13 protein-coding genes are annotated in these 11,741 nt (G+C 71.2%); 5 read left to right on the plus strand and 8 right to left on the minus strand.

Annotated features, from left to right (window positions below):
* Positions 1-2: 2 nt before the first annotated feature.
* On the minus strand, positions 3-509 hold the full coding sequence (locus ACWIF2_RS38115) for a CGNR zinc finger domain-containing protein (RefSeq protein ID WP_454365948.1): 507 nt from the start codon (positions 507-509) through the stop codon (positions 3-5).
* Positions 510-625: 116 nt separating this feature from the next.
* Here ACWIF2_RS38115 and ACWIF2_RS38120 point away from each other — a divergent pair, with 116 nt between their 5' ends.
* Together ACWIF2_RS38120 and ACWIF2_RS38125 are read left to right on the plus strand one after the other, a co-directional pair.
* A complete protein-coding gene (locus ACWIF2_RS38120) occupies positions 626-997 on the plus strand; it encodes a VOC family protein (protein ID WP_454365950.1) in 372 nt (123 codons plus the stop codon).
* 14 nt (positions 998-1,011) lie between these two features.
* Positions 1,012-1,404 (plus strand): VOC family protein, encoded by a 393-nt coding sequence (locus ACWIF2_RS38125; protein WP_454365952.1) that lies wholly within the window; start codon positions 1,012-1,014, stop codon positions 1,402-1,404.
* A gap of 42 nt (positions 1,405-1,446) precedes the next feature.
* On the opposite strand, the gene ACWIF2_RS38130 is transcribed toward ACWIF2_RS38125, so the two are convergent.
* Positions 1,447-2,580 (minus strand): dipeptidase, encoded by a 1,134-nt coding sequence (locus tag ACWIF2_RS38130; protein WP_454365953.1) that lies wholly within the window; start codon positions 2,578-2,580, stop codon positions 1,447-1,449.
* Positions 2,581-2,700: 120 nt separating this feature from the next.
* A complete protein-coding gene (locus tag ACWIF2_RS38135) occupies positions 2,701-3,060 on the minus strand; it encodes a MerR family transcriptional regulator (RefSeq protein ID WP_391114313.1) in 360 nt (119 codons plus the stop codon).
* 52 nt (positions 3,061-3,112) lie between these two features.
* Between ACWIF2_RS38135 and ACWIF2_RS38140 the strand changes: the two genes are divergently transcribed.
* Positions 3,113-4,264: an alkene reductase gene (locus ACWIF2_RS38140; RefSeq protein WP_454365955.1), complete on the plus strand. Its 1,152-nt coding sequence runs from the start codon at positions 3,113-3,115 to the stop codon at positions 4,262-4,264.
* Here ACWIF2_RS38140 and ACWIF2_RS38145 read toward each other — a convergent pair.
* Genes ACWIF2_RS38145 through ACWIF2_RS38155 form a run of 3 tightly spaced genes read right to left on the minus strand, consistent with a single transcriptional unit; the run spans position 4,195 to position 7,060 of the window.
* Complete coding sequence (locus ACWIF2_RS38145) at positions 4,195-5,391, minus strand: dipeptidase (RefSeq protein ID WP_454365956.1); 1,197 nt, start codon at positions 5,389-5,391, stop codon at positions 4,195-4,197. The genes ACWIF2_RS38140 and ACWIF2_RS38145 overlap by 70 nt on opposite strands.
* A 5-nt stretch (positions 5,392-5,396) precedes the next feature.
* On the minus strand, positions 5,397-5,924 hold the full coding sequence (gene purE / locus ACWIF2_RS38150) for a 5-(carboxyamino)imidazole ribonucleotide mutase (protein WP_184598238.1): 528 nt from the start codon (positions 5,922-5,924) through the stop codon (positions 5,397-5,399).
* Positions 5,921-7,060: a 5-(carboxyamino)imidazole ribonucleotide synthase gene (locus ACWIF2_RS38155; RefSeq protein ID WP_454365957.1), complete on the minus strand. Its 1,140-nt coding sequence runs from the start codon at positions 7,058-7,060 to the stop codon at positions 5,921-5,923. The genes purE and ACWIF2_RS38155 overlap by 4 nt, the downstream gene beginning before the upstream one ends.
* A gap of 163 nt (positions 7,061-7,223) precedes the next feature.
* On the opposite strand from ACWIF2_RS38155, the gene ACWIF2_RS38160 reads away from it, so the two are divergent.
* Entirely contained in the window at positions 7,224-7,715 is a 492-nt protein-coding gene (locus ACWIF2_RS38160; protein WP_454365958.1) for a GtrA family protein, read from the plus strand.
* A gap of 18 nt (positions 7,716-7,733) precedes the next feature.
* On the opposite strand, the gene ACWIF2_RS38165 is transcribed toward ACWIF2_RS38160, so the two are convergent.
* Together ACWIF2_RS38165 and ACWIF2_RS38170 are read right to left on the minus strand one after the other, a co-directional pair.
* The gene (locus ACWIF2_RS38165; protein ID WP_454365959.1) at positions 7,734-9,011 is read right to left on the minus strand and encodes an ATP-binding protein; all 1,278 of its coding nucleotides are present in this window, start codon (positions 9,009-9,011) and stop codon (positions 7,734-7,736) included.
* 28 nt (positions 9,012-9,039) lie between these two features.
* Positions 9,040-9,717 (minus strand): response regulator transcription factor, encoded by a 678-nt coding sequence (locus tag ACWIF2_RS38170; protein ID WP_345662418.1) that lies wholly within the window; start codon positions 9,715-9,717, stop codon positions 9,040-9,042.
* A 484-nt stretch (positions 9,718-10,201) separates the two neighbouring features.
* Between ACWIF2_RS38170 and ACWIF2_RS38175 the strand changes: the two genes are divergently transcribed.
* Complete coding sequence (locus tag ACWIF2_RS38175; RefSeq protein WP_454365960.1) at positions 10,202-11,698, plus strand: oligopeptide:H+ symporter; 1,497 nt, start codon at positions 10,202-10,204, stop codon at positions 11,696-11,698.
* Positions 11,699-11,741 lie beyond the last annotated feature (43 nt).

Below are 11,741 nucleotides of genomic sequence, written 5' to 3' on the forward strand. Positions count from 1 at the left end.
GGTCACGCCCCTTTCGCCCGGTATCGGCGCATCTTCGCGCGGGCGCCGCACACCTGCATCGAGCACCAGCGGCCGCGGCCTGCCGGGCTGCGGTCGTAGTAGGCCCAGTGGCAGTCGGGGGCCTCGCAGGCCTTGAGGCGGGTCCAGGTGCCGGCGACCAGGGACTCGGCGACGGCCGCGGCCACGCGTGCGTGCAGGGAGCGGTCGTCGGTGGGGGTCAGGGCGGCCGAGCCGTCCGTCGCGTCGACCGTGACGATGAGCGGGGCCCGGGCCAGGAGTTCACCGAGCGGGGGCGTCTCGCGGTGCGGCGGGTGGCCCGCGTGGGCGAGGAGGGTGGCGCGCAGGGACTCGCGCAGGGCGCGGGCCAGGTCCGCCTCGTCGGGCGTGATCCCGAAGCGTGCCCGGCCCTCCGGCGTGTCCAGCGTGTCGGCGCCCGACTCGATGTCCAGCGTGTTCACCAGGGCCTCGACCAGGGCCAGGCCGCCGGGCGCGGGCGATCTCTCCGTCATGGCTGGACCGTACCTCTCGCTTTTTCCCTTGCGAGGTTACCTCCAATGAGGGAGCATGCAGTAACGGTTACTGGTTACCCGATTCTGAAGGTAACAGCGACTTCGAGGAGGAAGTCATGGCTCTCGCCAAGCTGGGTGTCGTCGTCCTGGACTGTCCCGACCCGCACGCACTCGCCGCCTTCTACGCCGAGGTGCTCGGCGGCACGCCGGAGGTCGCGTCCGACGGGGAGGACGAGTGGGTCGACCTGAAGGTGCCGGGCGGTACACCGCTGGCCTTCCAGGCCGCCCCCGGTTTCGTACCGCCGACGTGGCCATCGCCCGACCACTCGCAGCAGTTCCACCTCGACCTGGACGTGGAGGACCTGGACGCGGCCGAGAAGGGCGTGCTGGCGCTCGGCGCCAAGGCGCTGGACACCGAGGACCGCTCCCGGACCTTCCGGGTTTACGCCGACCCGGCCGGGCACCCGTTCTGCCTCTGCGCCTGCTGACACCGGGAGACCTCATGTCCGCCGTGGCACGTTTCCGTTCCGTGGTCGTCGACTGCCCCGACCCGCGCGAACTGGCCCGCTTCTACGCGGGAGTCGGGGGCGGCTCTCCCGAGGGCGACGACCCCGACTGGGTGGTGCTGCGCCTCCCCGGCGGGCCCCGGCTCGCCTTCCAGCGCTCGCCCGGCCACACCCCGCCGGAGTGGCCCCGGTCCGACCGCAACGCCCAGCAGTTCCACCTGGACTTCGACGGTGGTGCGACTTGGGAGGAGATCGACGCGGCGGAGGAGCGGGTGCTGGCGCTGGGCGCGCGGGTGCTGGACAAGGAGGACGACAGGAAGAAGGACTTCCGGGTCTACGCGGACCCGGCGGGCCATCCGTTCTGCCTCTGCCGGATCGCGCACGACTGATCCCGCAGAGGCAGAGGCAGAGGAGACGGGAGAGCGGGACGGTTACCCGTCCAGCTCCGAGATCGTCGCCTTCGACGGCGCGCGACGCTGCTGCGCGGCGCGTGCGGTGAAGTCGGCCCCGCGCAGGACGCGCTGGACGTTTCCCCAGGTCAGAAGGGCCACATCGCCCTCGTCCCAGCCGCGCCGCAGCAGCTCGGCGATCAGCCGGGGATAGCAGGAGATGTCGCCGAGTTCCTGCGGATGGGCCGAGCCGGAGTCGTAGGTGCCGGAGAGTCCGACGCTGTGCGCTCCGGCCACGGCACGGATGTGGTCGAGGTGATCGGCGACATCACGGACGGTCGGGCCGGTCTGCTCGGCCGTCAGCGGTACCAGGCACAGCCCCTTGGCGGCGCCCAGCGCGGCCAGCAGGTCGTCGGGGAGGTTGACCGGGTGGGGGCGGATCGCCCGGGCCGCGGAGCGGCTGAACAGCACGGGCGCCCGGGAGAGGCTCAGCACACGGCGGACGGTCTGCTCCGGGGCGCCGGAGAGGTCCGCGATGACACCGAGCCGGTTCATCTCGCGCACGACCTCCTCGCCGAACCGGGTCAGCCCCGCGTCGCTCGCCCAGGACACCCCGGTCAGCGTCAGAGCGCGCAGGCCGAGGAGGTGCAGCTGGCGCAGGGTGCCCAGCGAGTCGCCCACGGCCGAGGCCCCGGCGGGACCGAGGAGCACGGCGACGCGGCCGCAATTGCGGGCGTCGGCGACCTGCCCGGCCGTACAGGCGGGCCGCAGGCCCTCGTCGCAGGTGCGGACGATGCTCTTCGCCAGGTCGAGCTGTTCCAGGGTGGCGCCGACGGCCCGGTCGCCGTCGAGCCCCTCGGGCAGGTGCAGCGACCAGAACAGCGCGCCCACATGGCCGCTGCGCAGCCGGGGCACGTCCGTGTCGACGGTGCTCTCGCCGTCCTCGAGGTCGTAGTAGGACAGGCGTTTGAGCGCCCAGGGCAGTCCGTTGTACCCGTCGGCGACGGGGTGGGCGGCGAGGATGGCGTGGGCCCGGGTCAGGGGCGCGTCGTCCGGATCGGAGACGGGCTCGTAGGGCTCCGCCGCGACGAGGCCCTCGTCGGGGTACGGCTCGGCCAGATCGTCGAACTCGCCGGTCGCGGCGGTGGGGCGCAGGTCCTGCTGGAGATCTGCCATGGCGGCTCCGTACGGTGCTCGTGACGTACCGTCACCGTCGCACGGAGCGGGGGGCGGTTCCTGGTGAGCGGGGCGTTCGGAGTACGGCCCCGACGGTCCCGGCCCCGGACGGGCGGGCGCTCAGGGCAGCCGGGCCGCGTCGATCACCTCGTCCAGGGTGTCCCGGGAGCGGACCAGGTCGGCGATCATCCGGTCGATGCGGGCACGCTCGGCGGTGAGGTTCGCGACCAGGCTGGGGGTGGCACGGGCCGAGGGGCCGCCGTCGGCGTCCCGCATGCACGGCAGCAACTGGACGATCTTCTCGCTGCACAGCCCGGCCGCGAACAGCTCCTGGATCCGGATGACCCGGTCCACGGCCGCCTCCGGGTACTCCCGGTGCCCGCCGGGTGTCCGCTCGGCGGAGAGCATGCCCTGCTTCTCGTAGTAGCGCAGCGACCGCTCACTCACGTTGGTACGGCGGGCCAGTTCACCGATCCGCACATCCACTCCCGGGCTTGAATCTGACATGAGTGTCAGGTTCTAGCGTAAGGGCATGACGCAGCACACGACAGCACTCTTCGAACCGGCTCGTCTCCCCCGTCTTGACCTGCCCAACCGTCTGGTGATGGCGCCCCTGACCCGCAACCGGGCCGAGGCCGACGGCACCCCGACCCCCCTCATGGCCACGTACTACGCCCAGCGCGCCTCGGCCGGGCTGATCATCGCCGAGGCCTCGACACCGAACCCGGTCGGGCAGACGTATCCGAACATCACCGCCGTCCACAGCCCGGCGCACGTGGCCGGCTGGCGGCAGGTCACGGACGCCGTACGGGACGCGGGCGGGCGGATGTTCCTCCAGCTCCAGCACGGCGGGCGGGTCGGCCACCCGGCGACCAGCGGGCTGACGCCGGTCGCGCCCTCGCCCGTCGCGCTCCCCGAGACGATCTTCACGCCGGAGGGCCATCGGCCGGCCGTGGTGCCGAGGGAGATGACCGCCGAGGACATCCGCACCACCGTCGCCGACTTCGCGCAGGCCGCTCGCAACGCGGTCGACGCGGGATTCGAAGGGGTGGAGGTGCACTCCGCCAACGGCCACCTCCTGCACCAGTTCCTGGCCGCGAACACCAACCTGCGCACCGACGGCTACGGCGGACCGGTCGCGGCCCGGATCCGCTTCACGGCCGAGGTGACCGAGGCCGTGGCCGACGAGATCGGCGCCGAGCGCGTGGGCCTCAGGGTCTCCCCCGGCAACACCGTCAACGGCATCGCGGAGGGCGAGACCGAGGAGCTCTACCCGGCGCTCGCCGAGCGGCTCGGCGGGCTGGGGCTCGCCTATCTGCACCTCGGGTACGCCGACCCGGAGACGCCGGTGTTCCGGCGGGTGCGCGCCGCCTGGCCCGGGGTGCTCATCGCCAACCCGGTGCTGAGGGAGGTCACCACCGAAGCCGTGCACCGGGAGTCGGAGGCGCTGCTGGCCGCCGGGGCGGACCTGATCGCCCTCGGCCGCCCCTTCCTCGCCAACCCGGACCTGGTGACCCGGCTGCGGCTCGGTGCGCCCCTGAACGAGCTGCGCGACCGGTACTTCATGTACGTGGGCGGGGCGGCCGGCTACACCGACTACCCCGCCCTGGACACTCAGCCGTCGAGGGCGTCGACGGCGTCGAGCGACTCGATCGTGGCGTTGGACGGCGACCGCGTCGCCTGAAGGCCACGGGCCACGTCCTCGGCGTCGCCCAGCACCCGTACCGCGTTCTTCCAGGTCAGCTTGGCCAGGTCGGCCTTCGACCAGCCGCGCTCCAGCAGCTCGGCGAGGAGGTTCGGGTAGCCGGAGACGTCGTCCAGGCCGTCGGGAGTGAAGGCCGTGCCGTCGTAGTCGCCGCCGATGCCGAGGTGGTCGATGCCGGCGACCTCGCGCATGTGGTCCAGGTGGTCGGCGACCGTCGCCACCGTCGCGACCGGGCGGGGCCGGCGCTCCTCGAAGGCGCGGTGGACCTTCATGGCCTCCGCGGTGGTGTCGAGGTGGTGGAAGCCGTGGGCGCGCATGTTCTCGTCGGCCTCGGCCGTCCAGTCCACGGCCGCCTGGAGCACGAACTTCGGCACGAACGTCACCATCGCGACACCGCCGCCCGCGGCCAGCCGCTCCAGTACGTCGTCCGGGATGTTGCGCGGGTGGTCGCACACGGCCCGGGCGGAGGAGTGGGAGAAGACGACGGGGGCGGTGCTCGTGTCGAGCGCGTCCCGCATGGTCGTCGCCGCCACGTGGGAGAGGTCGACGAGCATGCCGAGCCGGTTCATCTCCCGTACGACCTCACGGCCGAAGGCGGTGAGGCCACCGGCCTTCGGCTCGTCGGTCGCGGAGTCCGCCCAGTCCACGTTGTCGTTGTGAGTGAGGGTCAGATACCGCACGCCGAGGCCGTACAGACCGCGCAGGGTGCCCAGGGAGTTGGCGATGGAGTGGCCGCCCTCCGCCCCCATGAGAGAGGCGATGCGGCCCTCCCCGCGCGCGGCCTCCATGTCGGCGGCCGTCAGCGCGGGCCGGAGGTCGGCCGGGTGGCGGGCCAGCAACTGCCGTACGCAGTCGATCTGTTCGAGGGTGGCCGCGACCGGGTCCGGCGAGTCCGTACGGACGTACACCGACCAGTACTGCGCACCGACGCCGCCCGCGCGCAGCCGCGGGATGTCGGTGTGCAGGTGGGCGCTCTGGTCGGCGGCGACATCGCGGGCGTCGAGGTCGTAGCGGACCTGTTCGCGCAGCGCCCAGGGCAGGTCGTTGTGGCCGTCGGCGACCGGGAACTCGCGCAGGAGTTCCCGGGCCGACTCCAGGGAGGTCATCGCCGTCACTTCCCCGCGCCGAAGCCGAAGCCGCCCGATCCCTCGACCTTGGAGCGCAGGCGCTTGCCCTTCTCGGTGGCCTGGTCGTTCAGCTCCTGCTGGAAGTCGCGCATCCGGCCGCGCAGTTCCTCGTCGTGCGCGGCGAGGATGCGGGCGGCCAGCAGGCCGGCGTTGCGGGCACCGGCGACGGAGACCGTCGCGACGGGGACACCGGCCGGCATCTGCACGATCGACAGCAGGCTGTCCATGCCGTCGAGGTACTTCAGCGGCACGGGCACACCGATGACCGGCAGCGGGGTGACCGAGGCGAGCATGCCGGGCAGATGGGCGGCGCCGCCCGCCCCGGCGATGATCACCTTGAGCCCCCGGCCGTCGGCCTGCTCGCCGTACGCGACCATCTCGCGCGGCATGCGGTGGGCCGACACGACGTCCACCTCGTAGGGGATCTCGAACTCGTCGAGGGCCTTGGCGGCGGCCTCCATGACGGGCCAGTCGGAGTCCGACCCCATGACGATGCCAACAACAGGGCTCATTCGGTGATGGTGCCTCTCAGGTAGCCGGCTGCGTGACGGGCGCGCTCCAGCACGTCGTCCAGGTCGTCGCCGTAGGTGTTGACGTGTCCGACCTTGCGGCCGGGCTTCACGTCCTTGCCGTACATGTGGATCTTCAGCTGGGGGTCGCGCGCCATGCAGTGCAGGTACGCGGAGTACATGTCCGGGAAGTCGCCGCCGAGGACGTTGACCATGACCGTCCACGGGGCACGGGGGCGCGGGTCGCCGAGGGGCAGGTCCAGGACCGCGCGGACGTGGTTGGCGAACTGGCTGGTGACCGCGCCGTCCATCGACCAGTGGCCGGAGTTGTGCGGGCGCATCGCCAGCTCGTTGACCAGGATGCGGCCGTCGCGGGTCTGGAACAGCTCGACCGCGAGGTGCCCGACGACGTCGAGTTCCTTGGCGATGTTCAGGGCCATCTCGGAGGCCCGGACCGCGAGGTCCTCGTCGAGGCCGGGCGCCGGGGCGATCACCGTGTCGCAGACGCCGTTGACCTGGCGGGACTCCACGACCGGGTAGGCAACGGCCTGGCCGTGCGGCGACCGTACGACGTTGGCGGCGAGCTCGCGCAGGAAGTCGACCTTCTCCTCGGCGAGCACCGGGACACCGGCCTTGAACGGGTCGGCGGCCTCCTCGACGGAGTCGACGACCCACACGCCCTTGCCGTCGTAACCGCCGCGAACAGTCTTGAGGACCACAGGGAAGCCGTCGCCCTCGGCGGCGAAGGCCGCCACGTCCTGCGGATCGGAGACGATCCGGTGCCTGGGGCAGGGCACGCCGATCGCGTCGAGCTTCGCGCGCATCACGCCCTTGTCCTGGGCGTGCACGAGCGCGTCGGGACCGGGGCGCACGGGAATGCCGTCCGCCTCCAGGGCCCTGAGGTGCTCGGTGGGAACGTGTTCGTGATCGAAGGTGATCACATCGCACCCGCGGGCGAACTCGCGCAGCGTGTCGAGGTCGCGATAGTCGCCGATGACGACATCGCTCACGACCTGCGCAGCCGAGTCCTGCGGGGTGTCACTGAGAAGCTTGAACCTGATGCCCAACGGGATGCCCGCCTCGTGTGTCATACGAGCGAGCTGGCCACCGCCGACCATGCCGACTACCGGAAACGTCACTCCCTCAGGGTATCGGCCGCGCCAGGGTGGCCGGTTCCCTGTCCCTCCCCTCCCCGGTCCGGACCATCTCCGGCCGTCCACCGGTATCCGCAGGAAGATCGCGCGGGAGGGTGGTTAGCATGGCTGGGTTGACGCCAACTGAGGGACGGGGGCCTGCACGACCATGGGACATGGTGCCTCTCGGCTCCGACGGCTCGTCCGCGAAGTCGCCAAATTCGGCGCGGTGGGCGGGGCCGGGGTGCTGGTCAACCTCCTCGTGTTCAACCTGGTGCGGCATGTCACCGACCTCCAGGTGGTGCGCGCGAGCGTCATCGCGACCGTCGTCGCGATCATCTTCAACTACGTCGGCTTCCGCTACTTCACGTACCGCGATCGCGACAAGAGCGGCCGCACCCGGGAAATGACCCTGTTCCTGCTGTTCAGCGCGGTGGGCCTGGTCATCGAGAACGGCGTGCTGTACGCGGCGACCTACGGCTTCGGCTGGAACACCCCGCTGCAGAACAACATCTTCAAGTTCGTCGGCATCGGCGTCGCCACGCTCTTCCGCTTCTGGTCGTACCGCACCTGGGTCTTCCGCGCGCTCCCGGCCCGGACACCGGCGCCGAAGCCCGGACCGGCGGTGGAGCAGCAGCGGAACAGGCAGCGGGTGCCGTAGCCGTACCGAACGAGAGCCTCAGCGGACCATCGGCTCGTCCTCGCCCGTCAGCGGCGTCTGGGTGGCCGTGCGGGACAGGAACAGGCCGAAGACCGGGGGCTTGGTCTGAAGCATTTCCAGGCGGCCGCCGTCCGCCTCCGCCAGGTCGCGGGCGACGGCCAGGCCGATGCCCGTGGAGTTCCGGCCGCTGATCGCCCGCTCGAAGATGCGCGCGCCCAGGTCGGCGGGGACGCCGGGGCCCTCGTCCGTGACCTCGATGACCGCCTGGTTTCCGGTGACGCGGGTGCGCAGGGCCACCGTGCCGCCGCCGTGCATCAGGGAGTTCTCGATCAGCGCGGCCAGCACCTGCGCGACCGCGCCGGGCGTGCCGACCGCCTCCAGATGACGCTTGCCCGAGCTGACGATCGCCCGGCCCGCGCTGCGGTACGCCGGCCGCCACTCGGCGAGCTGCTGCTGGATGACCTCGTCGAGGTCGAAGGTGACGGCGGAGCCGGTGCGCGGATCGCGGGAGTTGGTCAGCAGCCGCTCGACGACGTCCGTCAGCCGCTCGACCTGCGTGAGCGCGATCGTCGCCTCGTCCTTCACCGTGGCCGGGTCGTCGGTGAGGGTGATCTCCTCCAGCCGCATGGACAGGGCCGTGAGGGGGGTCCGCAGCTGGTGTGAGGCGTCCGCGGCCAGGCGGCGTTCGGCGGTGAGCATGCGCGCGATGCGCTCGGCGGAGCCGTCCAGCACGTCCGCCACCCGGTCCAGCTCGGGCACGCCGTACCGCTTGTGCCGCGGGCGGGGGTCGCCCGAGCCGAGCCGCTCGGCCGTCTCCGCGAGGTCGGTCAGCGGCGACGCCAGCCGGTTCGCCTGGCGGACCGCGAGCAGCACCGCTGCCACCACCGCCAGCAGCGCGACCAGCGCGATGATCAGCAGCGTCCGGCCGACCTCGCGGGTCACCGAGGAGCGCGGCTCCTGGACGGTGACCGTCTCGCCCTCCTCGCCGGGCGCGGTCGCGCTGATGACGTCACCGGACGGCTTGGTGCCGACCTCGATGGGCGCCTCGCCGGGGAGCCGGATCACCGCGTAGTAGCGGTCCTGCGTGACCTGGTCGCGCAGCACCTCGGCGTCGACCTGCTGGGCCCCGAAGAGCCGGCTGTCGACGATGCTGGCGAGGCGGACCGCCTCGGACTCCACCCGTTCCTGGGCGCTGTTGCTGATCGTCCGGGTCTCGACGATGACGAGCGAGACACCGAAGACGGCGATCACGACCAGCACCACGGCGAGCGTGGACTGGATCAGTCGGCGGCGCATGTCCTGTTACCCGTGCCTGCCCTGTGGCTCAGCTCTTCTCGAAACGGAAGCCCACACCGCGCACGGTGGCGATGTAGCGGGGGTTGGCCGCGTCGTCGCCGAGCTTCTTGCGCAGCCAGGAGATGTGCATGTCGAGGGTCTTGGTCGACGACCACCAGGTCGTGTCCCAGACCTCGCGCATCAGCTGGTCGCGGGTGACGACCCGGCCCGCGTCGCGCACCAGCACCCGCAGCAGGTCGAACTCCTTGGCGGTGAGCTGGAGCTCCTCCTCGCCCATCCAGGCGCGGTGCGACTCGACGTCGATGCGCACGCCGTGCGTGGCGGGCGGCTGCTGCGGCTCGGCGGCACCGCGCCGCAGCAGGGCCCGGACGCGGGCGAGCAGCTCGGCGAGCCGGAACGGCTTGGTGACGTAGTCGTCGGCGCCCGCGTCGAGCCCGACGACGGTGTCCACCTCGTCGGCGCGCGCGGTCAGGATGAGGATCGGGATGGCGTGGCCCTCGCCACGCAGGCGGCGGGCCACCTCCAGACCGTCCATGCCGGGCAGACCCAGGTCGAGCACGACCAGGTCGACGCCGCCCTGCAGTCCTGCGTCGAGAGCGGTGGGGCCGTCCTCACGCACCTCGACCTCGTAGCCCTCCCGGCGCAGAGCACGGGCCAGCGGCTCCGAGATGGACGCGTCGTCCTCGGCGAGCAGTACACGGGTCATGGAGTGATGGTAGACCTGCAAGGCCCTGAGCTGGGGTGTGACCGGAAGCCTTGATTCTTACCGTTGGCATACCCACTTCTTACGTTCCAGGGGAACGCTGACGGACCTCCGCATATGGGGTGCGATCCTGGTAAGGACCTTGGAAACCAGGCTTACGGTTCCCCCGGCACCTGTGATCCTCCTCTCAAGTCCTTCCATATGCGGCTGTGTCCTGCCGTATGGTGAATCAACGCCTGTAGCCCTAGGCGACCTTCTGTGGCTCTCTGCCCCGAAGGTCTCTTTTGTGTCGGGCCTCGTCGTGCGGCGACGCGCGTAGAGGCGTGGACCCCCCACGTGGACCCCGGAGGCGACCGCCCATCGCTCCGTGCCCCGGAGCGGCCCCCGTAGGCGTCGGGGGTGACGGCCGTACGCTCCGGTGCCGACAGACCCCCACCGGGCGCACCACCGCTGTCGCGGGGCGCGTCCCGACCAGCAAGGAACGACCATGGCGTCCAGCCTGACGAAGGACTCGGCCCGCCCGGGCACCCCCGGCTCCGAGAAGACCTTCTTCGGCCACCCCCGCGGACTGGCCACTCTCTTCATGACCGAGATGTGGGAGAGGTTCTCCTACTACGGCATGAGGGCCCTGCTCCCGCTGTACCTGGTGGCCCCGGGTGGGCTGCATCTGCCCGCGGGGACGGCGACGGCGATCTACTCCGTGTACGTGTCGCTGGTGTATCTGCTCACCATGCCCGGCGGCTGGTTCGGCGACCGCGTCTGGGGGCCGCGCAAGACCGTCGCCATCGCGGGCGGCGTCATCATGCTGGGCCACCTCACGCTGGCCCTGCCCGCCTCCGGCACCTTCTACGCCGGCCTCGGCCTGGTCGCGATCGGTTCGGGTCTGCTGAAGGCCAACATCTCGACGATGGTCGGCCACCTCTACGACGGACCGGACGACCCGCGCCGCGACGGTGGCTTCACCGTCTTCTACATGGGCATCAACCTCGGTGCCTTCGCGGCGCCGCTGATCATCGGCACCATCGGTGAGAGCGTCGACTGGCACCTGGGCTTCGCGCTCGCCGCGCTCGGCATGGCGCTGGGTCTCGTCCAGTTCCTGATCGGCTCGCGCAACCTGGCCGAGCGCTCCGGCGTCGTCCCGACTCCGCTGTCCGCCGAGGAGAAGGCCTCGACGCTGCGCAAGGCGGCGATCTGGGCCGGTATCGCGGTCGTCTGCTACGCGATCGTCGGCTTCTCCGGCCACTACACGCTCAACTGGATCCTGGTCCCGCTGACCCTGCTGGGCGTGATCATCCCGACGATGGTCCTGGTCCGCATCAAGCGCGACAAGGACCTCGACCGCGCCGAGCAGTCGAAGATGTCCGCGTACATCTGGTTCTTCGTGGCCGCGGCCGTGTTCTGGATGATCTACGACCAGGGCGGCTCGACGCTGTCGATCTTCGCGGACTCCTCCGCCGAGAACAGCGTCTTCGGCTGGGCGTTCCCGGTCTCCTGGTACCAGTCGGTCAACCCGGTCCTGATCATGGCGCTGGCCCCGGTCTTCGCCTGGTTCTGGCTGGCGCTGAACCGGCGCGGCAAGGAGCCCAGCACGATCGTGAAGTTCGGCTCGGGTCTGGTCCTGGTCGGCGCGTCCTTCTTCCTCTTCCTGGCCCCGCTGTCGATCGCCGAGGGCGGTCACAAGGCGGCGGCGCTGTGGCTGGTGGCGATCTACTTCACGCAGACCGTCGGTGAGCTGCTGCTCTCCCCGGTGGGTCTGTCGGTGACGACGAAGATGGCTCCCGCGAAGTACGCCTCGCAGATGATGGGCGTCTGGTTCCTGGCCGTCACCGCCGGTGACGCCACGACGGGGCTGCTCTCCATCGCCGGAGTCGACCTGAACAAGACGGGCATCGTGACTCTGGAGGCCACGCTCGCCGTCCTCGCCGGCGGTGCGGTGTGGATGTACCGCAAGAAGGTCAAGGAACTCATGGGCGACATCCGCTGACCCGCCCCACCGGGCCGTGCCGAAGGGCCGCCGCACCCTCGGG

Source organism: Streptomyces sp. NPDC055506 (genome assembly GCF_053643595.1).

What these genes read in the sequence shown, in the direction of transcription:
- ACWIF2_RS38115 (WP_454365948.1), bottom strand. Translation starts at nt 509, where the DNA reads ATGACGGAGAGATCGCCCGCGCCCGGCGGCCTGGCCCTGGTCGAGGCC.
- ACWIF2_RS38120 (WP_454365950.1), top strand. Translation starts at nt 626, where the DNA reads ATGGCTCTCGCCAAGCTGGGTGTCGTCGTCCTGGACTGTCCCGACCCG.
- ACWIF2_RS38125 (WP_454365952.1), top strand. Translation starts at nt 1,012, where the DNA reads ATGTCCGCCGTGGCACGTTTCCGTTCCGTGGTCGTCGACTGCCCCGAC.
- ACWIF2_RS38130 (WP_454365953.1), bottom strand. Translation starts at nt 2,580, where the DNA reads ATGGCAGATCTCCAGCAGGACCTGCGCCCCACCGCCGCGACCGGCGAG.
- ACWIF2_RS38140 (WP_454365955.1), top strand. Translation starts at nt 3,113, where the DNA reads ATGACGCAGCACACGACAGCACTCTTCGAACCGGCTCGTCTCCCCCGT.
- ACWIF2_RS38145 (WP_454365956.1), bottom strand. Translation starts at nt 5,391, where the DNA reads ATGACCTCCCTGGAGTCGGCCCGGGAACTCCTGCGCGAGTTCCCGGTC.
- purE (WP_184598238.1), bottom strand. Translation starts at nt 5,924, where the DNA reads ATGAGCCCTGTTGTTGGCATCGTCATGGGGTCGGACTCCGACTGGCCC.
- ACWIF2_RS38160 (WP_454365958.1), top strand. Translation starts at nt 7,224, where the DNA reads ATGGGACATGGTGCCTCTCGGCTCCGACGGCTCGTCCGCGAAGTCGCC.
- ACWIF2_RS38165 (WP_454365959.1), bottom strand. Translation starts at nt 9,011, where the DNA reads ATGCGCCGCCGACTGATCCAGTCCACGCTCGCCGTGGTGCTGGTCGTG.
- ACWIF2_RS38170 (WP_345662418.1), bottom strand. Translation starts at nt 9,717, where the DNA reads ATGACCCGTGTACTGCTCGCCGAGGACGACGCGTCCATCTCGGAGCCG.
- ACWIF2_RS38175 (WP_454365960.1), top strand. Translation starts at nt 10,202, where the DNA reads ATGGCGTCCAGCCTGACGAAGGACTCGGCCCGCCCGGGCACCCCCGGC.